We start from the raw sequence: 22,791 nt of genomic DNA, 5'->3' as shown, positions 1-22,791 counted from the left end.
ACACCCCTAAATAAAGATTGACGACCGCAATGCCAGCTTGACAAGCGGTCGTTTTTTGAGAATTTTTTGCAAATTAGCCTTTCACGCCGCCGGCAGTTAAACCACCGATTAACCAGCGTTGTGCCAATAAGAAGACCAGCGTAATCGGAATTGCGGATAAGACCGCCGCTGCTGCGAAGTCACCCCATAAGTAGTTTTGCGGATAGAGGTATTGTTGCATACCAACGGCTAAGGTGTAGCTGTTTACATCGCGCAATAAGAGTGAAGCAACCGGTACTTCGGTAATGGCGGCAATAAATGAAAGAATGAAAACTACCGCCAAAATCGGCACTGAAAGCGGTAATAAGATTAACCGGAACGCTTGCCACGGGGTTGCCCCATCAAGGGAAGCGGCTTCTTCCAGTGATCCGTCAATCGTTTCAAAGTAGCCTTTGATTGTCCAAACGTGTAAGGCAATCCCGCCTAAGTAGGCAAAAATGACACCACCGTGTGTGTTTAAGCCAAGAAACGGTACATACTGCCCAAGACGATCAAACAACGCATATAAGGCAACTAAGGAAAGCACTGCCGGGAACATTTGGAAAATCAGCATACCTTGTAGAATCGTTTTTTTGCCTTTAAATTTCATTCGGGCAAACGCATAAGCACAGGTTGTAGATAAGGTTACAATGCCGATAGAGGTGATAGTCGCCACTTTGATGGAATTCCATAACCAGCGTAGCACCGGGAATGGAGGTGGTGTGACTGTACCATCGGCGTGCGTCACATCAAAACCAAGAGCGGCTTGCCAATGTTCCCACGAAATTTGGCTTGGAATAATATCGCCGATCGCCAGATTTCCCGGTCTTAACGAAATGCCAATGACCATTAATAAAGGGAAAATAATTAAGGCAAGAAAACAAATTAAGATGAAATGGGTTGCCCATACCCGATAACGCACAGATTTAGATTGAACAATTGCCATATATAACTCCTAAAGTTAGTTTGGGTAGAGGTTGTTAAATCCCTCCCGCTTTTATAATTCCATTTTGGTTGCTTTGATATTTAAGAGTGCCAAGCCACCGACTAATAAGAAAATAATGGTTGCGATGGCAGCTGCTAAGCCGAAATCTTGCGTCCCACTTCCTTCAAAGGCAATGCGGTAGGTATAGCTGACTAATAAATCGGTATAACCGGCTGGGGTGGTTGTGCCAATCATATCCGGGCGACCGTTTGTTAATAGTTGAATTAACACAAAGTTGTTAAAGTTAAATGCAAACGAAGCAATCATTAACGGAGTAAGTGGTTTTAACAGTAATGGGAAAGTGATTTTACTGAAGTTTTGCCAAGTGGAAGCACCGTCCATTGCGGAGGCTTCATATAAATCAGCCGGAATAGCTTTGAGTAACCCCATACATAAAATCATCATATAAGGGTAACCTAACCATGTATTGACAATGAGGATCATCACTTTAGCAAGGAGGGGATCGTTAAACCATTCAGGGCTGATACCGAATAGTTGGTTTAAAATCATATTGATCTCACCAAAACTTTGGTTAAATAACCCTTTAAAGATCAGAATCGAAATAAATGATGGTACGGCATAAGGTAAAATCAACAAGACACGATATATCGCTTTACCTTTTAAGGCTTCCCATTGCACCAAGCAGGCAAGCACCATACCGAGAATAACGGTAAAGACGACAGTTAATAAAGAGAATACTACTGTCCAAATAAATATTTGGACAAAAGGTTTTTGAATACCCTCATCGGTAAAAATTTTAATGAAGTTATTAAAGCCTGATGTAACAGTATAACCCGGCTCAAGCGTTTCACTTTGCCAATTACCGTTGTTATCAATTGCTTGGAAGAAGCCGGTTTCATCATTTGCTTGGTAACGTTTGCCTGTCTCATTATTGAGTAATATTTTATTTTCTTCATCAAATTGATAGCGTGGTTTTTGCTCGGAGAATTGACGTAATGAGCTCATTGTCAATTCATTACTGTTCGGTAAAACCACTTTCATTGATTGAAGTGCAGCCCGATTTTGTGTAATCACTTTAAGAGGAGCGGCCTCGCCGGTTGGTCTGTTTTGCTCGGTCACAACTACATTCGTTCCAGTAGTCAATGAAATTGGCTCTGACACAAAAGTTTGTTCTGTTGCTGGGTTGGTTAATGCAATTCGATATTGATTATCTGCTTGTGGATAAAGGGTGAATTGATATTTATCTCCGGAAAAATAGCGTTGTTCAGTTAAGACGGATACCGCTCGTTCAAAGGATAATTGATTAGAACCACTATAGTTGGTAAACGCAATTGCAATAGTCGCAACCAGCGGAAACAAAATAAAAATTACCATTCCGGTAATGCCTGGGTAAACATACCGCCAAGCGTAGGCGTTTTTATTGGTAAAAATATAGACACCGGAGGTTAGAATAATCAGCGTTAAAATAGCAAAAAGATATTCACCTTGTGAGTACATTAATACAACAAGATAGAAGTCAAGGAGCAAGACTAATCCGGCTAAGAGATATTTGAGCCAATGAGTAGATTTGGATTGAGTTTGAGTTAGCATAACAGCACCTCGAATTTTTACTGCATTTTGTTACTGTACTTTTACTGTACTTTTATTATATTAGGGTGAATCTAAAAATAGAGTGGGCCATAATAACCCACTCTTAATGATAAAGAATTATTGTTGTTTTTGAATGCGTGAATGTGCATCATCTAATGCTTCTTTCACCGATTGACGACCGGTTACTGCATTATTGATAGCAGATTTTTCGGCATACCAGAAAGACGACATTTGCGGAATATTTGGCATAATTTCACCATTTTTCGCATTTGCCATGGTTGCTGCAATACGAGGATCAGCCGCTAATTTCTCTTGGTAAGATTTTAACGCTACCGCACCTAAAGGTTTATCTTTATTGACTGCATCTAAACCGTCATCGGTGAGTAAATAATTCTCTAAGAATTCTTTGGCTAAATCTTTATTTGGGCTTGAGCTGTTAACACCGGCACTTAATACTCCTACGAATGGTTTGGAGGCTTGACCATTTAATGTCGGTAGTAAAGTTACACCATATTTAATGCCGCTTTTATCAATGTTGCCCCAAGACCAAGGACCATTGATGGTTAAGGCACTTTGTCCTTTATTGAAAGAAGCTTCGGCAACAGCATAGTCCATATCAGCACTAATATGTTTATTTTTCACCATATCTACCACAAATTGTAGTGCTTTTACTGCTCCTTCATTATTCACGCCAATATCTTTTGAATCGTATTTACCATTAGCAAATTTAAACGCATAAGCTCCGTTTGAAGCAGCAATCGGCCATGTGAAATAAGGTTCTGCTAAGTTCCACATAATCGCATTTTTGCCCTCTTTTTTGAGTTTTTTATCTAATTCAATAATTTCTTCCCAAGATTTTGGTGCTTCTTTAACTAAATCTTTATTATAAATGAGTGAAATGGCTTCAATAGCAACCGGATAACCGATAATTTTCCCGTTGTAAGTTTCTGCATCCCAAGCAAAATCAACAAATTTATCTTTAAATTCTTTGCTTACATTCACTTCAGACAATAAACCTGATTGTGCATAACCACCAAAGCGGTCGTGAGCCCAGAACATAATATCTGGACCATCACCAGTTGAGGCAACCTGTGCAAATTTTTCTTCTAATTTATCTGGATGTTCAACTAAAACTTGAATGCCGGTATCTTGTTCAAACCTTTTTCCTACTTCGGCAAGCCCGTTATACCCTTTGTCACCATTAATCCAAATAACCAGTTTGCCTTCTGTCATTTTTGCCATCACTGTTCCGGACAAAACTAATGTAGCAAGCGTAGCTAAGGTGAATTTGACACATTTGTTTTTCATAAAAAACTCCTTGAAGTTAAATAAAAGAAGAAACGGATATCCACAACCCCTATTAAAATTATTGCAAATTATGGGCTATACAATCTATTTGAGATCACCCTTTGCTCTACGCCCCCCAAGTTAAAAGTATGAACTAAGTAACATTTTTCATTCTTTTGTGATCAGCTTCACAAAAATAAGCGTTAAAAATGAGAGCTCGATCACAAAATTTATTAAATTTCCCTGAATTAGGTTTTTTTAGGTAATTAGAGTTCTAACCCTAAAAAAAAGTACTCTGGGATGATTTCTTCATTAGATAAAAAGGCGACTATTCAGCCTAAATTCAAACCACAAGCAAAATAAAGAGGTTTAATTATGGCGAATGTATCATTGCGTAACGTGGGAAAATCGTATGGTGATGTTCATATTTCTAAGGATATTAATTTAGAAATTAATGAGGGGGAATTCGTTGTTTTCGTTGGCCCCTCAGGTTGTGGTAAATCCACACTATTGCGAATGATTGCAGGGCTTGAAGATATTACGACAGGTGAGCTTTATATCGGCGATAAATTAATGAATGATGTTGAACCGTCTAAGCGAGGGATTGGGATGGTATTCCAATCTTATGCGCTTTATCCACATTTAGACGTTGCCGAGAATATGTCTTTTGGCTTGAAACTAGCAGGCGTGAGTAAAGCAGAGCGGGATCAGCGAGTTAACCAAGTTGCCGAAATCTTACAGCTGGCTCACTTATTAGACAGAAAACCTAAAGCACTTTCCGGTGGACAACGTCAACGGGTGGCTATTGGTAGAACACTGGTTTCCCAGCCGGAAGTGTTTTTACTCGATGAACCACTTTCCAACCTTGATGCCGCATTGCGTGTACAAATGCGGGTAGAAATTTCCAAATTACATAAAAAATTAAACCGCACAATGATTTATGTTACCCACGATCAAGTTGAAGCAATGACATTAGCGGACAAAATCGTGGTATTAAATGCCGGCGGTATTGCTCAAGTAGGTAAACCGTTAGAGCTTTATCATTATCCGGCAAACCGTTTTGTAGCAGGGTTTATCGGCTCACCTAAAATGAACTTTTTACCGGTAAAAGTTATTGCGGTAGAGCCAGAACGGGTAAAAATTGAATTACCTGATGCGAATCATCATAATTTTTGGATTCCGGTTTCCGGCGAAGGGGTGAATGTTGGAGATAACTTATCGTTAGGCATCCGTCCCGAACATTTACTTCCGTCGGATCAAACCCAAGTGACCTTACACGGTATTGTGCAAGTTGTGGAATTACTCGGAAATGAAACACAAATCCACCTTGAAATTCCTGAAATCAAACAACCAACGTTTATTTATCGTCAAAATGATGTAGTTTTAGTTAATGAAGGCGATGAGATGAATATCGGTATATTGCCGGAACGTTGTCATTTATTTAAGGAAGACGGTATAGCTTGCAAACGTTTGTTTGTTGAAAAAGGGGTATAACAATTTCAGTTTATTACTGATTTTAGGAGATATTTTCAATCTTCTAATCAATTAATACTTAACCTAAGTAAAATCAAATCTTAAGAGAGGTTCTATTATGAAAAAAACAGTCCTAGCAGTTGCAATTAGTGGTGCAATGTTCGCAGCCAGTGCATCAGCGGTCGATTTTCACGGTTATGCTCGTTCAGGTATAGGTTGGACATCTGGTGGTGGTGAACAATCTGCGTTTACTGTTAATGGCGGTGGTTCAAAATACCGTTTGGGTAACGAATCTGATACTTATGCAGAATTGAAATTAGGTCAGGAACTATTCAAAAGTGGTGAAAAATCTATCTATTTTGATACCAATCTTGCTTATGGCGGTACACTTCATAATAACGACTGGACAGAAACTAGCCCGGCATTACGTGAATTAAACGTACAATTCAAAAACTTTGCAGATAGCTTACCGGGTGCAACCTTATGGGCAGGTAAACGTTTCTATCAACGCCACGATGTTCATATGAATGACTTCTACTACTGGGATATTTCAGGCCCGGGTGCAGGGGTTGAAAATGTCGATTTAGGCTTCGGAAAACTCTCTTTAGCGGTTACTCGAGATACAGAGAAAGACGGTGCGTTCTCTTATTACTATGACTACGCTAAAAAAGCGTATGTAAGTAACCGTGATGCGAAAAAAGAGGTCTATAATGATATTTTTGATGTTCGCTTAGCCGGTATTGAACTTTGGAAAGACGGATCATTAGAGTTAGGTTTTGATTACGGTAATGCTCATACCAAAGATGGCACAAAACTGAATAATGACAAAGCAACTAAAAACGGTTATATGGTAACAGCGGAATACACCCAAGGTAACTTCTTTGGTGGTTTCAATAAATTTACCGCACAATATGCAACCGATTCTATGACTTCTTGGAATAACGGTCATGCACAGGGTTCAAAAGCCGATAATAAAGGCAATATGCTTCGTTTAATCAACCAAGGGGTTGTACAAGCAAGCGATAAAGTTGAAGTAATGTATGCCTTAATCTACGAAAAAACAAAACTAGATAATAAACAAGGTAAAACTTGGTACTCAGCAGGTATCCGCCCAATGTATAAATGGAATGACACAATGAGTACATTATTAGAAGTCGGTTATGACCGTATTAAAGATCAAGCCACAGGCAAGAAAAACGACTTAGTGAAATACACCGTTGCACAACAATGGCAAGCAGGTAACAGCATTTGGGCTCGCCCTGCAATTCGTGTGTTTGGTACTTATGCACGTTGGAATGACAAATTCAATACAGAAACTCGTACCAATGCCGGCTATAAAGCCAAAGACGGCGAGTTTATCACCGGTGTTCAATTTGAAGCTTGGTGGTAATCATCAAACCTTTATGTGGGTAGGACTAACCTACCCACTATTTCATCACTTTATCCTATTTTATAATTTTTAGAGGTTAATATGAAAAAAACGCTTCTTTCGACAGCAATATTATTCGCCCACCTTTTTGTGGTGTCTCCGAGTATGGCAAACAGTTCGGCAGTTAAACCTATTCATATTAACTCGTCTGAATTAGCTCAAATTCAATGGCAAGATGTGCCATTTTCACAAACCGTAAAAACAGAATTAAGCGAACAACACAAACAAGCATTTACCACAGCATTTGCCGGTATTGCCAGCCCGGTAGCTGCCTATCGTATTCCGGCAAATCAAGGCACATTGGAAATTGAAATCGAAAGCCCGGTAATGGACAAAAATGTTTTTGTGCCAACAGCAGTCGTATTGGATAGTCACTTTAATGTAGCGGCAACTTACCCTTCTTCTGAGTTTAAATTATTGGAAGAACGAGGGCTCAAAGGCAATCGTTTAGGGGCAGAACTCAATTTAACACCGGCAATGAACCAAGAATATATTTACTTGCTCATTTATACCACGCAGCAAGATTTAGCCAAAACGACAATGATGCCACATCCGGCGAAAACGTATGCAAAAGCAACCGGTAAACAACCACCGGCAATTAACGATATTGAAGTGGCACATAGTTTAAAAGGGCAAATTCACATCAACGTTACCGGCTCGAACGGCACTAAATTTATTGGCTTACCGACTGAAATTTTTAGCTCAAACAAAACGGCAACGCCGACAGGTAAAACGGCTATACCGTTGCTGATAAAAGAAAATCCAGTTGCAGTAAAAACAGCAGTAGATAAAGATACGGAAGCCTATTTTAATCAGGCGGTAATGAAAGCGATTAAAGCAAAAGATATTAATAAAGCGATGAATTTGGTTAACGAGGCAGAAAAATTAGGGCTGACTTCTCCACGCCAAATTTTCTTAAAAAATGTAAGTTCAAATTGATTTATTGTTTTTTTCATAGATATTCTCCTTGTCATCGTGCGATGGTTTATTACCATTAACACCCTATCAGATTATGCCGATAGGGTGCTTTTTTACGAGTGATTATGCGATATGTATAGGAAGGCTTATATTGAATAAGGATTCAAAGTATAAATTCTTTAATTTTTATCAGTGATATCCACTTTTATAACTTCTACTGTCTCACCAAGCTCTTCTAAAATATCAGCCGTTTCTTCATTAAGTGCGCTACCTTCGTGTTGTGGATTTACCCAAGGTGTTGGTACCCAATATTTGCGGATAACTTCTGCGGAGAAACCGTGTAATAATTCCTCATTAAAGCGTTCTGCATCTAATCGGCGAACATAACTGATAATTTGTTTTGCCTCTTCCTCACTAGAACCTAAGCGTTCAATGGTGGCTTGGCTCAATGCGAGGGCTGATTCAAAGGTTTCTCGGATGTGATAATCAACGTGGTGTTTTTTAACTAAATCAACCGCACTTTGTCTATCGTAAGTTCTTGCGAATACCGGTACTAAGGGATATTCCGATTTAATTAGCTCTACGATTTTCTCTGTTCTTTCCGGATTGCCTACGCCAACAATTACGCAGCTTGCATTGGCGATGCCAGATGCCCGAAGTACATCTAGTCTCGCTCCGTCACCATAGTAAAGTTTAAAACCAAAACGAGCTGCAGCACGAATATGATCAGTATTTGAATCAATAACCGATACACTTAGTCCTTTGGCTAATAAGGCTTGACAGACTATTTGGTTAAAGCGCCCAAAACCGATGACTAATACATTGGCTTCTAAATCTTCTGGTAATTCAACTCCGGCCATATTAGTGGATTCATTTTTTGCTTTTTTCTTTCTCACCCCTTGCTTGATTAAAATAAGGAGTGGGGAAAGTAACATTGATACAATCACCGCAGCGGTTAAGGTGGCGTGAGTATCTGGGCTTAAAATCCCTGCGGTTGCGGCGGCGGAGAATAGCACAAAGGCAAACTCACCACCGTGAGCCATAATGGTAGTACGCACAATAGATTCATTCAGTGTTAATCGGGTAATAGAGGCAGCAATAAAGATTCCAAGCCCTTTGCCGATAACATAAACTGCTACAATCACCAATAACCATAACCAATTATTGAGGACTAGGCTTAGGTCTAATGACATTCCGACGCCCATAAAGAATAAGCCTAAAAGTAAACCACGGAAGGGTTCAATATCAGCTTCTAGTTGATGGCGGAAAGAAGATTCCGAAAGCATTACGCCAGCAAGGAATGCGCCCATAGCCATTGAAAGCCCACTAATTTCCATTAAAAGGGCAGAGCCTAATACTACCAGCAAGGCGGCAGCTGTCATCATTTCTCGTACTTTTGCTTTAGAAATAACACGGAAAATAGGGTTCATCAGCCATTTTCCACTGGCTATTAAAATTAGCACTGCGACAAGACTCAGTCCAATCGCAGACCAATTAGTGCTGGATTCAGCATCTACTTGGTTAGGGGCAAGAAAGGCAACTGAGGCTAATAATGGCACAATCGCTAAATCTTCAAACAGTAAAGTTGCAACAATGCGTTGTCCTTTTGGTGTGGAGCTTATCCCTTTATCTTCCAGCACTTGCATTACAATGGCGGTAGAAGATAGCGTAAACCCCATACCAGCAATAAACGCTACTTCTTTGGAAAAACCTAATAAGTAAATACCGGATAAGGTTAATAAAATACCGCAAATTGCAACTTGTAAGAAACCTCGCCCGAAAATGGCTTTACGCATCGCCCAAAGCAGTTCCGGGTGCATTTCCAAACCAATAATAAACAAAAACATTACTACACCAAGCTCTGCCATATGCACAACAGCGGCAGGGTCTTGGAATAATCCAATTCCAGATGGCCCGATTAAACACCCTGCGACTAAATAACCCAATACGCTTCCTAAACCAATACGTTTAAAAAGTGGTACAATTGTGATGCTTGTTGCAAGTAATGCGACTGTTTTAATTAATTCCGGACTAACCAATCCTGACATATAGTTCCCACCTGTATGATATAAATAATATTATTAATAACTTTTCTGTGCTAAATAATCTAAATGTTGGCGACTTTGAAACGGCACAATACATAGTTCACCATTCGGTGAAATAAGTTGATAAAATTGTGGATGGTTAAAGCTTCCAAATGATGCTGACGTTTCTGTTTTTAATTGTTTTTCATTTTGTAATTTATTGATTTTCCTGATTTTCTCTTCTTTATTTCCTAAACAGTTATAGTAACTTTCGACATTATTACGTTCATCTACAACATATACATTAAAACTATTATCGACATTGTCTTCAAAGAAAAACTGTAAAAAGCCTTCACTGGCAAATTCACTAATTTGCTGCGGAAATTCTTTTTTCTTTTCATTTTCGCTTTTAGCATTTTGCTTGGTTTTTGCAAAAGAATTTAAATTTTCAACCGCTTGTTGTTCATCAATTTGTTTAATGCTAAATGTTTTTTTATGAAAAAGAAACTGCCAGGTTTTTCCTGCTACTTTTAAAGTGCTAAATTCATTCTCTTGCAGTAAACAACCAGTCTGAATTGTAATACATTTATGAACTAAATCCGCCACAAAATCACGTAACTCACTACGTAGATATTTACTATAGCAAAAAACATTAACTGATTGAGGTGAAGAATTTCCTTGATAAATTCGATTGGATACCAATTTTAGTGCTTTTAAAATAGCATCTTCACCGTCAAAATGTTGAGTTCGAATTTCATTCCATACATTTCGATAAATAATGCTCACACTACCAACTAACGTTTTTTGTGCCTTACCAAAATTAAACAGATCGCTTGGATAAACTTTTTTTGGTAGTTCATCGATATGTTCGGTTGGGTCTTGTACTAAATTAAGCGCTATAACCAAATTGCGAATTTCATTAGGGTGATGCATGTCATCATTGGTCACTTCCGGCGCTTGAATTGGGAAAGATAAGCGCAAGTCGGTGATAAATTGTCGCAATTTCTCGATATCTAAATTAGGGCTAACAGTATGTAAATTAGTTGCTGCGTTAATAATGCCGTTAAAATACCCCCAAGCAATAAGCTTAATCGGGCTTTTATTATAATGGACATAACGATTTTCAGAGTCATAACGACTTTTAGGTGCCTGATTAACTAAATACCAACCGGGTTGCAACGCAGATCCAACTTTAGCTTCAATAAATGTAATTGCTTTTTCTGCTAAATTGGACGATATTTTAGGATTAATTAAAGATATTTTTCCTGGAAGTGCTTCAAATACAGAATAAAGTTTTCGCATTAAAATATCAGTATCATTTGTCATAATGCTCGGATTAATATGAAATTTTCGAGCAAAATGAATTAAATTTCGATAACTTTGTAGTAAATGATCAATCAGCATATTCTCATGATTCATCACTTGCTTAATTTTCCAATGTTGACGGTTTTGAAGTAATTGAATTTGTTTTTCTGACCAAGACCATTGGTTAACCAGCTCGTCTAAATCACGACTTCTCCAGTTGTTATTTATTTCTCCCTCAACCGCTTTTGCATAAAAACAGACTCGCAAGCGGTCTAATTTCACCCACTCTTTGCGTGATCTTAAGTGTTCTGTTACCAATTCAAGCATGGCTAAGTAGGGATCAAAGTGGTATTCCAACGCATTGTCACTTAGTAGTTTTTTCTTAAATTCTTTGGAGATGAGCTTTGTTTTAGGGTAAGTGTGAGCATAGCATTCGAGCAATAAAATTTTAATTGCCGATTTATAAGGGTTATTAATTCCTTTATAGAGCTGCCATAAGCTTGCACCAAAAAATTCACTGGTTGAAAGGCTGGAAAAATCGCCGAAATCAACCCATTCCGTTAAGTCAATTTCAGGGTTATTGCGAACATTTTGGTATTCATTTTTATGCAAATGCAACCAGAGTAAACGCTTACCGGCAAGTAAAATAGCTGAACGATAAAATTCATCTAATAGAAAAAAATGCTGTGCTGAACCACTGTGTTCATCGGTTACGCTACTGTTATAAGTTTGGCTCTTAAATTGTTCTGGGTTCATTAAATAAATATTGATGTCGATTTGGAATGTCTTTGCCCATTCTTGCAATTTATTAATTTTAAGCTCCATTAACTTATATTGTTCAATTGTAAAATGGTTCGGATAGCATAGCCATAAATCTAAATCAGAACAGCTTGTTTGGGTAATAGTACCGGTGCTACCCATCGAATAAAGAGCATCAAAGCTGGGATGGGGGCCCAAATGATCGGCAGAGATTGCTTCATCAAAACGGTAAGAAACCAGAAATTGTTTTTGATAGTCAGAGAGTTGAAAATGCCAAATCCCTTGTGGTGCATTTTCAACATAAGCCGGTAACACAGGGTGATTAAGATGAATAAGCAATGGAATGAGAGAGAAAACATGCATAAAATGATGATTATTAGCATTGATAGCTCGTTCTATTCGGTATGCATTAAGTTGATCAATTCGTGCTTTAGTAGAGTTTAATTTTTGGGCGAAGCTCCCCTGGTTCGCCCCAATGGCAGCGCCTTCTACGGCTGTTATTTTGTTGGCTGTCAGGGTTAATGTTTTCACGTCAGCTTTCCTTACTAAAGTGTGAACTGTTTAGCATTTTAGCGGAAAAGTGATTATTATGTAATAGGGTAAAAAATCGGGAAATTAAATTTCATTCCCTATTTTGCAAAAAATGTGTGAAATTCAACCGCTATCTTGATAGAAAGAGTTCAGACCAGTAATGAAATTGTGTAAAATAATCAAGTTTTAGTAGCTTATTTGAGTGAACAAGTGTAAGCTGAATCAAGTATTTTTCAGATCAAAATGATGAAGGAAACAAAATGAAAAGAGTCGTTATTACAGGATTAGGTGTAATTTCCAGTATCGGTAACAACAAAGAAGAAGTGTTGGAATCACTAAAAGCAGGTAAATCAGGCATTGAATTTGTGCCTGAGTTTGCTGAAGTGGGTATGCGTAGCCAAGTGGCAGGTACGATTAAATTAAATCCGGCTGAGTTAATTGACCGTAAAATCTATCGTTTTATGGGAGATGCTGCGGCTTACGCTTATCTTTCAATGAAAGAGGCGATCGAAGACTCAGGCTTAACCGAGGAACAAGTTTCAAACGATCGTACCGGTTTGGTGATCGGAGCTGGTACAGGCTCGGCGCACAGTCAACTTGTAGCTTGTGATGCCGTACGTGGTCCACGTGGTGTGAAAGCCGTTGGGCCTTACGCAGTAACCAAAACAATGGCATCAAGTGTGTCAGCATGCTTGGCAACACCTTATAAAATTCGTGGCGTAAACTATTCAATCAGTTCAGCTTGTGCGACTTCTGCTCACTGTATCGGACACGCGATGGAGTTAATCCAATTAGGTAAACAAGATGTGGTGTTTGCAGGTGGTGCAGAAGAACTTTCTTGGGAATGTGCAACCGAGTTTGATGCAATGGGTGCTGTTTCAACTAAATATAATGAAACACCAACAAAAGCTAGCCGTGCTTATGATGCTAATCGTGATGGTTTTGTGATTGCCGGTGGTGGTGCAGTGGTTGTGGTGGAAGAGTTAGAACACGCTCTTGCTCGTGGTGCAAAAATCTATGCTGAAATTGTGGGCTATGGTGCAACCTCAGACGGTTACGATATGGTAGCGCCAAGTGGTGAAGGTGCAGAGCGCTGTATGAGACAAGCGATGGCAACGGTAAATGGCGAAATTGAATACATCAACGTACACGGTACTTCCACACCGGTAGGTGATGTGAAAGAGTTAGGTGCAATTCGTAATGTTTTTGGTGATAAAACGCCGGCAATTTCATCAACCAAATCAATGACCGGACACTCATTAGGTGCAGCAGGTGCGCACGAGGCAATTTACTCATTATTAATGTTAGATAACAATTTTATTGCACCAAGCATTAATATTGAAACCCTTGATGAGCAAGCTCAAGGTATGAATATTGTAACCGAACGTCAAGACAAAGCATTAACTACCGTGATGTCTAACAGCTTCGGCTTTGGTGGTACGAATGCGTGTTTAGTGTTCCAACGCTATTCTAAGTAATATAAAAAAAGAGTAAGTGAAAGCTTGCTCTTTTTTCTTTTAAAGGTAATTATTATGAATTTCAAAATAAGCTCTTTGCTATTTGTTATTTCGTCATTATTTTTGACCGCTTGTTCTACAATGATTAAGCCACTAGATAGTGTTTATTGGCGTGGTAAAGATGTATCTGAATTTTTTGCACGTAAACGTTTACCTGATACAGCGGTTCAATGCGTAAAAGATAATGAATTAAGCTATGTTTATGGTTATCAACTAGCTTTGTATGATTTGCAAACTTATGAAGTTGGTCGTAATGCAACCACTATATTTATGACAACAGATAAGGTTTATACAGGTGGATCGACTTGGACATATCTTTTTGCTGATGCTGATAATAAAATCACCTCTGTTCGTGAAATGAGTGGTTTTGGTGATGTCGAAAAAGAGTTTAAATGTGGTGAATATAAAGAAGCAGTAACTATTGCTAGTAAAGAGGACTTAGCAAAGCGTAAAACACAGCCTCGTTTATGGTCATCAATTTATATGTCACCTGAACAAAATATGATGTGGGTGACTGATAATCCGTCTAAAAATTTAGAAAATGCGAAGCAAGATGCGTTTAAACAGTGTGAAAAGAACGGTGGTCGTAATTGCCAAATGATCTTCTCGTTTAGTAATATGTGTCTTGCTTTTGCACAAGGTTATAAAGATGGTCAAGGCTTCGATGATTTTGGGTATAGTATCGTTAGTAGTCTTGCTGAAGAAAATGCATTAGAGAATTGTAATCAAAAAGGTGGTTCAAGTTGTCGCCTTTCTGCCCCTGCTGTATGTGCTATTCCCTGTGATATATTGTCGAACAACAAATGTATGTACGATCAACCTCAAATTATTATTCCAGGTAAGAATAATAACCAACCGATTAATCCACCAGCTAATGGCAACGGTGAGCATTGGTTGAGTAATTAAATCATTTTAGTAAAAAGTGCGGAAACGCACTTTTTTATTGCCTTCAAGCGGAAAATTTCTACCAATTAAATACTATCCCTTCTGTTGTGTCGAATAAATTAAAATTTATTTTTATCTTTTTATTTTAGTTTTTATAGTTTTAAGTTCTGTTTTTTATTGGTTTATTTTGATGAATATAGGAAGTTCATTGTGATGGGTAGAATAAAAAAATAAGCACTTTTAGACATAAGATAAAAGGCTCTATTTTTCAATTTATTTTATGAGTAGAATGAAATCCTTTTTTAAGTTTTATATATTTTAATGATTAAAAGGATCAATATGACACAACAAGCAGAACATTCAACATGGAAAAGTAAATTTGCTGCAATGGGGCCGGGGATTTTGATGGCATCTGCGGCAGTGGGTGGTTCGCATATTATTGCCTCTACACAATCTGGTGCGATTTATGGCTGGCAGCTGGCGATTATTATTCTGTTAGCCAATTTATTTAAATATCCGTTTTTCCGCTTTGGTGTGCAATATACCTTAGCTAGCGGTAAAACTTTATTGGAAGGCTACAAAGAAAAAGGAAAGTTTTATCTTATTATTTTCTTTATCCTTAACGTTTTTGCTGCAATGATTAACACAGCTGCGGTGGCGATTGTTTCAGCAGCGATTCTAAAATTTATTTTTTCTGCTTTAGGTATTCCGTTAGATTTAAGCATTCCAATGGCAGGAACTATTGTGATTGTGGTCACTTGGGGTATTTTACTTCTAGGGCAATATAAATTCTTAGATACATTATCTAAATGGATTATGATTGCTTTAACCATCTCTACGGTATCTGCCGTGATCATTGCTGCTTTAAAAGGTGGCGTTGAAATTGCTCCAGATTTCGTAGAGCCTTCGCCGTGGAATTTAGCAGCACTTGCGTTCATCGTTGCATTAATGGGCTGGATGCCAGCACCAATCGAAATTTCTGCTATTAACTCAATGTGGGTTATTGCGAAAAAACGTTTAAGCAAAGTGAATTATGAGGACGGTATTTTTGATTTTAATGTGGGCTATATCGGCACGGCAATTTTGGCGATTGTCTTTTTAGCATTGGGTGCGTTAGTACAGTACGGTTCAGGTGAAAAAGTAGAACAAGCCGGTGTTGCCTATATTGCTCAATTAATTAAAATGTATGCTTTTGCGATTGGCGACTGGTCTAAGCTTTTAATCGCATTTATTGCATTTATGTGTATGTTCGGCACAACGATCACTGTTATTGATGGATATTCACGAGCGAATGCAGAAGCGTTACGTTTAATTAGCGGGCGTAAGCAACATTCACAAACAGAGTTAAGTATTTGGATGACGGTAACTGCACTCATCGGCATTTTAATTATTAGCCAATTTATGAGTGATGTGGCGAAAATGTTACAATTTGCAATGATTTCATCATTTGTTTCTACCCCTGTTTTTGCGTGGTTAAATTTCTCTTTAGTGCTAAAAGGTGAGCATCGTGCAAAAGGCTGGTTATTTTGGTTGGCAGTTATCGGCTTAATTTACTTAACTAGCTTTACGTTACTGTTTTTAGCTCAGCAGTTTAAATTGATTGGTTAATGCTTTTAAGCATTCAATAGATAGAATAAGGGGCAGATTTCAATCATCTGCCCCTTTGTTTGTTAATGTTGAGTAAGCTCAATAAATTGTTGCTCGCTTAAAATCTGAATTCCCAACTCTTGAGCTTTTGCCAGCTTGGAACCGGCTTTTTCGCCGGCGATTAAGTAATCGGTTTTGCTGGAAACCGAGCCGGAGACTTTACAGCCCAAACTTTGTAATAGGGCTTTGGCTTCATCACGGGTAAGTTGGGTTAGGGTGCCGGTTAAGACCACATTTTTATCTTTTAACGGGTTATCTGCGATTTCGGCTTTCACAACGTTTTCCCAGCGTACGCCTTGAGCGATCAAATCTTCCACCACTTCCACGTTATGCGATTCTTGCCAGAAGCTAACAATACGGTTCGCTACCACTTCGCCCACATCTTGCACCTCTTTTAATTGCTCAAAAGTGGCTTGGCGAATTGCCTCTAAGCTACCAAAGTGGTTCGCCAGGTTGAGAGCGGTTGCTTCACCTACTTCTCGAATGCCTAATGAGAATAAAAAGCGAGGAAGGGTAGTATTTTTCGCTTTTTCGATGCTGTTTAACGCATTTTGGGCGGATTTTTCCCCCATTCGTTCTAATTGCATTAAAGTTGTGTGATCGAGCTTGAACAGATCGGCAGGAGTTTTAATTAACTCACGAGCCATCAGCTGTTCAATTAATTTTTCGCCTACACCGTCAATATCCATCGCTTTGCGTGAGACGAAATGTTTCAAGGCTTCTTTACGTTGAGCCTCGCAGAATAAACCACCGGTACAGCGTGCTACTGCCTCGCCTTCTACCCGAATAACGGCGGAGTGACAGATAGGACAAGCGGTTGGAAATTCAATTTTTTTTGCATTTTCAGGTCGGCGTTCTAACACCACGCCGGTAATTTGTGGGATCACATCGCCGGCTCGGCGAATAATTACTGTATCGCCAATCACAATGCCAAGTCGCTCGATTTCATCACCGTTGTGTAGCGTTGCGTTACTTACCGTTACGCCTGCGACAAAAACAGGCTCTAATTTCGCCACAGGTGTGATTGCCCCGGTACGTCCTACTTGGAAATCCACTTCTTTCAAAATAGTCATTTCTTCTTGAGCCGGAAATTTATACGCAATCGCCCAACGAGGGGAGCGAGAGATAAACCCGAGTTGCTCTTGTAGGGCAATGTCATTGACTTTCAACACTGTGCCGTCAATATCATAGCCTAATGTTGGGCGTTTAGCCTGAATCTCGGCGTAATACGCAAGTAGTGCGGGCTTACCTTGAGCCAAGCGGATTTCATTATTCACGGGAATGCCTAGCGATTTCAGCCATTGCAAACGCTCGAAATGGGTGGCGGGCAGTTCGTCATCGCTTTCATATACTCCAATGCCGTAAGCATTCAGCACTAACGGACGCTGGCGGGTGATTTTCGGATCTAACTGGCGAAGTGAACCTGCTGCGGCATTACGAGGGTTGGCAAAGGTTTTTTCGCCTTTGGCTAAGGCTTTCTCATTCAGTTCATTAAAGCCTGATTGTGGCATAAAGACTTCACCACGCACCTCTAACCGAGCCGGTGGATTGGCAGTATTGAGCTTTAACGGAACATTGCGAATGGTGCGGATATTGGCGGTAATCTCTTCGCCGGTTGTGCCATCGCCACGGGTTGCGGCTCGGGTGAGTATGCCGTTTTCGTATAAAATGCTCACTGCCAAGCCGTCTAATTTAGGCTCGCAACAAAATTCCAGTTGCGAGGGAGAGGCGGTGATATAGCTTTCCATTCGGCGTAAAAAGCCGTCTAAGTCTTCATCAGAGAAGGCATTATCCAACGAAAGCATAGGCATTTCGTGGGTGACTTGGGCAAAGCCTGCCAGCGGTTTTGCTCCAACCCGTTGAGTTGGCGAGTCAGCGGTAATCAGTTCTGGGTGCTGCCATTCCAGATTTTTCAACTCGTTTATTAAACGGTCGTATTCGGCATCAGGTACGCTTGGGTTATCTAAAACGTGATATTCATACTCGTATTGACGTAATGTTTGGCGAAGGGCTTCGATTTTCTCGACTAACTCGGGCGTAGCATTCTCTTCAAATAAAGAGGCTTGGTTAAATAAAGACATTGGTAAAATTCTCTACAAAAAAGACCGCTTGTACAAGCGGTCGGATTTATCAATTTTTTTGCAATTAGTGCATTACACGTTGCATATAACGTTGGCGGGATTCTTCGCCAAAAGGCTGTTGGTTATCGTCATATAAGAATCCTCCTAACGATGCTGCTAAGTGTTCAGCGTTACTGATTAACAACTTCATATTAGCCACATCATTGCCTTCGGTTGGAAGTTGCATAAATAGCACTAAACCAGCTGTCGCAAAGTTTGAGATATTATTTAAATCAAAGGTTCCTGGGTTCATTAAATTTGCTGCACTGAAAATAATCGGACTTAATGAATCATCAATATGTTGATGGCGGTGGAAAATTTGGTGTTCGCCAAAACGTAAGCCAACTTCTTCTAAATAATGTACTACAAAATCACCGCGGAAAGCTTCATTTTGTGGTGCGTAAAGATAGAGGGTTACAAATGGATTTTCTTCCGCTGCCGATTGGGTTTCTTGAGGTTCGATAACTACTGCTTGAGGTGTTTCTTCCACCGCTGTGTTCACCATTGGGTTTGCAAAATCCGGCGTATTGTATTGGATATGTTGCTGATTAGAAATTTTCTGGCCGTAAGTGCTAACCGTTGGTTCTGCTACCGATTGTATCGGCTGAATTTGCTCAGGCTGTTGCTGAGGATTTCCGCCCGGCAAACTGATTTTGATATTTTGCAGCGAGCTTTCAACTTCCTGTTGTATCTGTTGCGGATTTTCTTCCGGCACAGACATTGCTTGATAATCCTCATTTTGTGGCTGTAATGAGGTTGGGATGCTATTGCTCATTTTATTATTCTGTGGTGGTACAGCAATAGGTCTAGTCGAGAATGTATTTGAAAAAATATTTGATTTTTCACGACGAGCGGACCAAAGGCTAAATCCAATTAGTACAGCAATCAGTAGCCCGGCAAGAATAAAAAAAATAATATGCAGTTCCATTGTGTCCTCTTTATCAAATAATCAATAAAAAATGTATTTTCATATTTGCGAAAATAATGTGCGTAGCTTACCATATTTCTGATTAATTTTGATAGAAAATAAGGAATCATTATGTCTTCAGTTTTTTCTGAGCCGCAAAATCAAGTCGGATTAGGCTTTCATTATTTTATATATGGCTGGCGGTTATTGTTACAACGTCAATTTTTGCCTTTTGTGATTTTCCCAATTCTTATTAATACCGTGCTGATGGTAGGGCTGATTTGGGGATTTTTTGCCAATATCGGTGGCTTGTTGGATATGTTACTGCCAAGCTGGCTGGAATGGCTTAGCTTTGTACTGATTCCACTAATTTTTTTGATGATATTAGTGGGATTTTATTTTGCTTTTACTACCTTGGCTAACTTTGTTGCTGCTCCCTTTAATGCGTTATTAGCAGAAAAAGTCGAACTGCAACTTACCGGCGAGCCTTTGGGCGATATGTCATTCGGTGCAATGTTAAAAGATGTGCCTCGAATGCTGAAACGAGAATGGCAAAAAATGATGTATAGCATTCCAAGGCTGATTGCTCTTTTTGTGTTGGGCTTTTTGCCTGTGGTTGGACAAACCGTAGTACCTGTGTTGACTTTTATCTTCGGTGCTTGGTTGATTGCCATTCAATATTGTGACTATCCGTTTGATAACCATAAAATCAGTTTTCAGCGTATGCGAAATGCGTTGTCGCAGTCTCGCACTTTAAATTTTACCTTTGGTGCTTTGGTGAGCCTATTCACGATGATTCCATTTGTGAATTTAGTAGTTATGCCTGTGGCAGTTTGTGGTGCAACGGCATTATGGGTAAAAGAGTACCGCAATTTTTTCTTAAATAATCAAACAGGTGAATTTAGCAAAGCGGATTATACTTTTACGAAAGTAAATTCTACCTCGTTAAGCACAGAAACTCGTACGGGTGAAGTGAGTCCGAATGTGAGAAATAGCGATATTCGCAAGCAGTAAGCGGTCATTTTTAGTCAATTTTTTGCAATAAAAAGCCCTCAAAAGTAAATTGCTTTTGAGGGCAGGTTCTTATTCAAGGGCAAATCTTACCGGTACTGTTACCGTAGGAGGGAAGCCTGCCGGTGGCGGAGGCATACTCAAACCTTCTGCACTGCGTACCGCAGCGTTATCTAAATTACTATTTCCCGATGAATTGAGTACGGATACATTTGTAATTGAACCGGACGATGTAACGGTAAATTTAATCGTAACTGTACCGGTTTTCCGCATCATTTTTTCACGCTGAGGGTAAGAGTTATTCGCCTTACGCTGTAATGCTCGCTGTAATGCGACTTTATAAGCAGCAAGTTCACTGGCGTTACCACCACTTGCTCCGCCATTTGTAGAGCCTGTAGTTGAAGTTGAATTTGGCGAACCGTTTTTTTGCCCTCCAACCACACCAGCAACCACTTTTTCACCTTCAGCCGCATTTGGAATCGCTTTGGCGACAATACCTTGTTTTATCTCTGGCCCGCGCTCTAATGCTTTAATATGCTTGTGATGATGTTTAGGGCGCTCTTTAGGCTTATCTTTCGGCTTTTCTTGCTCTTGTAGCTCTTCCCTTTTCTCTTTGTGACGATGATTATGTTTATGGTGGTGTCGCTCTTTACGCTTTTCTTCTTTCGGTTTTTCCTTTTTCGGCTTTAGCGTAGGATCTGGAATTGCCTCCGACTCTGGAGTTGGCTCCGGAGTAAGCTTAGGTTCAGGTGGTACTTCTGCCTTCTCCGGTTCGATTTCTTTGACCTCTTCGGTAATGGGATCCGGAGCAACAGCAACCTGAGGTTGCTCTAATAATGCTGCCACCATTTCCATAGAAAGAGAGTTTTGCTCGGCAATTTTTTCCACTTTGTGGTTATGTAACCAAGCAAAAGTGCCACCAATTAAGGCAGTGTGAATAGCCAAAGATGCCACTAAGCCGATACGAGAATGTTTTTTTTTCATACCTGTTTACCCTATTTAAGGTGCGACTGCTGGCACTTGTGCAGGGCTATCAGGTGTGCTTGAAGGTGCTGGAGCAGTTTCTTTTTTAGTAATGATTGCCACATTTTTAATTTCATTTGCAGAAAGGATATCGGTTAATTCCACAAATTTTTCGAAGGCGACTGCACCATCAACTTTGAGTGACACTTTTTGGCTTTTATCCCAAGTGGCAACTTCAGCAATTAATTGCTCTTTAGTTATTGCTTGATCATTAAAGAAAAACTCATTATTTTCGGTAATGGTTAAAAGCTTCGCTAAATCGTCTACTTTCATTGGCTGTGTTGTACTTGCTTTCGGTACATTTACTTGGATTTTGCCCTGAGAAATGAAAGAGGCGGTAACTAACACGATAGCCAGTAATACCAACATAATATCAATAAATGGAATGATGTTGATTTCATCGAATTTTTTCATTGTTCTGCCTTATTAATTTGCAAAAAATGGACTAAATCACACCGCTTGATGAGGCTTTTTTGATTGTAATGCCAACCATTTCAGTTTGTTTTCTTCCACTTTACGACCAAAACCATTGTAGAAAACCATTGCAATAATTGCCACTAAGATACCGACAGCAGTGGCTTTTAGAGCTAAAGAAAGGTTTACCATAATAGAGGCTGCATCAATATCACCACCTGATTGACCTAAATGATAGAAAGTTAAAAGAATACCGACAACGGTTCCTAATAAGCCGATATAAGGGGCATTAGAGCCGATAGTCGAAATGGTAGTTAAATTGTGGGTTAAATCGATTTCTAATTCTTCGAGGGTATCGTATTTTGAAATATCTACTTTGGAATAAAACATAATACGTTCAATAGCTTTCCAAAGGCAGATTACGCTTAATAAGCCTAGTAATCCTAATATAACAAAGTCAGTATAATGTTCTAAAAATTGAAATAATTGCTCCATAAAATCCTCAAACTGTGGCAGTTTTAAATCAGTGCATTTGAAAATAGTTCGCAATTATATCTGACAAACATCAAATTTTCAACTTGGAATAATAGCCATTCTTTTTAGAATTTTATGGTATAGTTGCACGTTTTTTGAGGGAAAGTGATTATGGAAACTACATTTAAAGAAATTAGCCCGCAACAGGCTTGGGAATTAATGGAAAATGAAGGTGCAGTACTTGCTGATGTACGTGATGCCCGCCGTTATGTTTACAGCCACCCACAGGATGCGTTTCATTTAACCAACCAGAGTTATGGTAAGTTTTTAGATGAGGTCGATTATGACGAACCTGTGGTTGTGATTTGCTATCACGGTGTCAGTAGCCAAAGTACCGCGCAATTTTTAATCGAACAAGGGTTTGAAAATGTTTATAGTGTAAAAGGTGGTTTTGAAGCGTGGGAGAGAAACGGGCTACCTATTGAAACTTCTTATTAATGCTACAATATAAAA

The 22,791-nt window shown here is 39.3% G+C and carries 18 protein-coding genes; 8 read left to right on the top strand and 10 right to left on the bottom strand.

The features are described 5' to 3' along the window. Window positions 1–73: 73 nt before the first annotated feature. The 3 genes from malG to malE all read right to left on the bottom strand — a co-directional run bounded on the left by malG (window position 74) and on the right by malE (window position 3,862). Window positions 74–964, bottom strand: coding sequence for a maltose ABC transporter permease MalG (gene malG, locus EL242_RS10920; RefSeq protein ID WP_006248005.1), 891 nt, complete (start codon window positions 962–964; stop codon window positions 74–76). 51 nt (window positions 965–1,015) lie between these two features. Beyond that, window positions 1,016–2,554: a maltose ABC transporter permease MalF gene (malF, locus tag EL242_RS10915; protein ID WP_126302606.1), complete on the bottom strand. Its 1,539-nt coding sequence runs from the start codon at window positions 2,552–2,554 to the stop codon at window positions 1,016–1,018. A 117-nt stretch (window positions 2,555–2,671) separates the two neighbouring features. Further along, entirely contained in the window at window positions 2,672–3,862 is a 1,191-nt protein-coding gene (gene malE, locus EL242_RS10910) for a maltose/maltodextrin ABC transporter substrate-binding protein MalE (protein ID WP_126302605.1), read from the bottom strand. Between the two features lie 354 nt (window positions 3,863–4,216). Between malE and malK the strand changes: the two genes are divergently transcribed. The 3 genes from malK (at window position 4,217) to malM (ending at window position 7,682) form a co-directional block, all read left to right on the top strand. Continuing rightward, window positions 4,217–5,335, top strand: a complete 1,119-nt coding sequence (gene malK, locus EL242_RS10905) for a maltose/maltodextrin ABC transporter ATP-binding protein MalK (RefSeq protein WP_126302604.1) — start codon at window positions 4,217–4,219, stop codon at window positions 5,333–5,335. A gap of 97 nt (window positions 5,336–5,432) precedes the next feature. After that, complete coding sequence (locus EL242_RS10900; protein ID WP_126302603.1) at window positions 5,433–6,704, top strand: maltoporin; 1,272 nt, start codon at window positions 5,433–5,435, stop codon at window positions 6,702–6,704. An 81-nt stretch (window positions 6,705–6,785) separates the two neighbouring features. Continuing rightward, on the top strand, window positions 6,786–7,682 hold the full coding sequence (malM, locus tag EL242_RS10895) for a maltose operon protein MalM (RefSeq protein WP_126302602.1): 897 nt from the start codon (window positions 6,786–6,788) through the stop codon (window positions 7,680–7,682). A gap of 158 nt (window positions 7,683–7,840) precedes the next feature. Here the strand turns inward: malM and EL242_RS10890 are convergent, their stop codons facing one another. Together EL242_RS10890 and EL242_RS10885 are read right to left on the bottom strand one after the other, a co-directional pair. Then, window positions 7,841–9,709, bottom strand: a complete 1,869-nt coding sequence (locus tag EL242_RS10890) for a monovalent cation:proton antiporter-2 (CPA2) family protein (protein WP_126302601.1) — start codon at window positions 9,707–9,709, stop codon at window positions 7,841–7,843. 33 nt (window positions 9,710–9,742) lie between these two features. Continuing rightward, the gene (locus tag EL242_RS10885) at window positions 9,743–12,280 is read right to left on the bottom strand and encodes a class I adenylate cyclase (protein WP_126302600.1); all 2,538 of its coding nucleotides are present in this window, start codon (window positions 12,278–12,280) and stop codon (window positions 9,743–9,745) included. A 260-nt stretch (window positions 12,281–12,540) separates the two neighbouring features. On the opposite strand from EL242_RS10885, the gene fabB reads away from it, so the two are divergent. The 3 genes from fabB to EL242_RS10870 all read left to right on the top strand — a co-directional run bounded on the left by fabB (window position 12,541) and on the right by EL242_RS10870 (window position 16,290). Continuing rightward, window positions 12,541–13,758: a beta-ketoacyl-ACP synthase I gene (gene fabB / locus EL242_RS10880; RefSeq protein ID WP_006247997.1), complete on the top strand. Its 1,218-nt coding sequence runs from the start codon at window positions 12,541–12,543 to the stop codon at window positions 13,756–13,758. A 54-nt stretch (window positions 13,759–13,812) separates the two neighbouring features. Continuing rightward, window positions 13,813–14,703 carry a DUF4189 domain-containing protein gene (locus tag EL242_RS10875; protein ID WP_232019673.1) on the top strand — a complete coding sequence of 297 codons (891 nt, stop codon included), beginning with the start codon at window positions 13,813–13,815 and terminating at the stop codon, window positions 14,701–14,703. A 318-nt stretch (window positions 14,704–15,021) separates the two neighbouring features. Further along, window positions 15,022–16,290 (top strand): NRAMP family divalent metal transporter, encoded by a 1,269-nt coding sequence (locus tag EL242_RS10870; RefSeq protein ID WP_126302599.1) that lies wholly within the window; start codon window positions 15,022–15,024, stop codon window positions 16,288–16,290. Between the two features lie 62 nt (window positions 16,291–16,352). Here EL242_RS10870 and ligA read toward each other — a convergent pair whose 3' ends face one another. Together ligA and zipA are read right to left on the bottom strand one after the other, a co-directional pair. Continuing rightward, entirely contained in the window at window positions 16,353–18,410 is a 2,058-nt protein-coding gene (gene ligA / locus EL242_RS10865; RefSeq protein WP_126302598.1) for an NAD-dependent DNA ligase LigA, read from the bottom strand. Between the two features lie 64 nt (window positions 18,411–18,474). Further along, window positions 18,475–19,377: a cell division protein ZipA gene (gene zipA, locus EL242_RS10860; RefSeq protein ID WP_126302597.1), complete on the bottom strand. Its 903-nt coding sequence runs from the start codon at window positions 19,375–19,377 to the stop codon at window positions 18,475–18,477. A 111-nt stretch (window positions 19,378–19,488) separates the two neighbouring features. Between zipA and cysZ the strand changes: the two genes are divergently transcribed. Next, the gene (gene cysZ, locus EL242_RS10855) at window positions 19,489–20,370 is read left to right on the top strand and encodes a sulfate transporter CysZ (protein WP_126302596.1); all 882 of its coding nucleotides are present in this window, start codon (window positions 19,489–19,491) and stop codon (window positions 20,368–20,370) included. 69 nt (window positions 20,371–20,439) lie between these two features. On the opposite strand, the gene EL242_RS10850 is transcribed toward cysZ, so the two are convergent. Genes EL242_RS10850 through exbB form a run of 3 tightly spaced genes read right to left on the bottom strand, consistent with a single transcriptional unit; the run spans window position 20,440 to window position 22,299 of the window. Next, window positions 20,440–21,351: a TonB family protein gene (locus EL242_RS10850; RefSeq protein WP_126302595.1), complete on the bottom strand. Its 912-nt coding sequence runs from the start codon at window positions 21,349–21,351 to the stop codon at window positions 20,440–20,442. A 15-nt stretch (window positions 21,352–21,366) separates the two neighbouring features. Beyond that, entirely contained in the window at window positions 21,367–21,804 is a 438-nt protein-coding gene (gene exbD / locus EL242_RS10845) for a TonB system transport protein ExbD (protein WP_126302594.1), read from the bottom strand. 36 nt (window positions 21,805–21,840) lie between these two features. Then, window positions 21,841–22,299, bottom strand: coding sequence for a TonB-system energizer ExbB (gene exbB, locus EL242_RS10840; protein WP_126302593.1), 459 nt, complete (start codon window positions 22,297–22,299; stop codon window positions 21,841–21,843). Window positions 22,300–22,449: 150 nt separating this feature from the next. Here exbB and glpE point away from each other — a divergent pair, with 150 nt between their 5' ends. Continuing rightward, entirely contained in the window at window positions 22,450–22,776 is a 327-nt protein-coding gene (glpE, locus tag EL242_RS10835; RefSeq protein WP_126302592.1) for a thiosulfate sulfurtransferase GlpE, read from the top strand. Window positions 22,777–22,791: the final 15 nt, after the last annotated feature.

The sequence above is a fragment of the Mannheimia haemolytica genome, from assembly GCA_900638155.1.
Taxonomy (GTDB): domain Bacteria; phylum Pseudomonadota; class Gammaproteobacteria; order Enterobacterales; family Pasteurellaceae; genus Mannheimia; species Mannheimia glucosida.
The sequence above is the reverse complement of the archived record's forward strand: the minus strand, read 5'-3'. Positions and strand labels throughout refer to the sequence as shown.

Coding starts and splice junctions, on each gene's coding strand:
- malG (WP_006248005.1), bottom strand. CDS start 964: ATGGCAATTGTTCAATCTAAATCTGTGCGTTATCGGGTATGGGCAACC.
- EL242_RS10890 (WP_126302601.1), bottom strand. CDS start 9,709: ATGTCAGGATTGGTTAGTCCGGAATTAATTAAAACAGTCGCATTACTT.
- ligA (WP_126302598.1), bottom strand. CDS start 18,410: ATGTCTTTATTTAACCAAGCCTCTTTATTTGAAGAGAATGCTACGCCC.
- zipA (WP_126302597.1), bottom strand. CDS start 19,377: ATGGAACTGCATATTATTTTTTTTATTCTTGCCGGGCTACTGATTGCT.
- cysZ (WP_126302596.1), top strand. CDS start 19,489: ATGTCTTCAGTTTTTTCTGAGCCGCAAAATCAAGTCGGATTAGGCTTT.
- glpE (WP_126302592.1), top strand. CDS start 22,450: ATGGAAACTACATTTAAAGAAATTAGCCCGCAACAGGCTTGGGAATTA.
- EL242_RS10850 (WP_126302595.1), bottom strand. CDS start 21,351: ATGAAAAAAAAACATTCTCGTATCGGCTTAGTGGCATCTTTGGCTATT.
- exbB (WP_126302593.1), bottom strand. CDS start 22,299: ATGGAGCAATTATTTCAATTTTTAGAACATTATACTGACTTTGTTATA.
- EL242_RS10875 (WP_232019673.1), top strand. CDS start 13,813: ATGAATTTCAAAATAAGCTCTTTGCTATTTGTTATTTCGTCATTATTT.
- malM (WP_126302602.1), top strand. CDS start 6,786: ATGAAAAAAACGCTTCTTTCGACAGCAATATTATTCGCCCACCTTTTT.
- malE (WP_126302605.1), bottom strand. CDS start 3,862: ATGAAAAACAAATGTGTCAAATTCACCTTAGCTACGCTTGCTACATTA.
- exbD (WP_126302594.1), bottom strand. CDS start 21,804: ATGAAAAAATTCGATGAAATCAACATCATTCCATTTATTGATATTATG.
- malF (WP_126302606.1), bottom strand. CDS start 2,554: ATGCTAACTCAAACTCAATCCAAATCTACTCATTGGCTCAAATATCTC.
- EL242_RS10870 (WP_126302599.1), top strand. CDS start 15,022: ATGACACAACAAGCAGAACATTCAACATGGAAAAGTAAATTTGCTGCA.
- malK (WP_126302604.1), top strand. CDS start 4,217: ATGGCGAATGTATCATTGCGTAACGTGGGAAAATCGTATGGTGATGTT.
- fabB (WP_006247997.1), top strand. CDS start 12,541: ATGAAAAGAGTCGTTATTACAGGATTAGGTGTAATTTCCAGTATCGGT.
- EL242_RS10900 (WP_126302603.1), top strand. CDS start 5,433: ATGAAAAAAACAGTCCTAGCAGTTGCAATTAGTGGTGCAATGTTCGCA.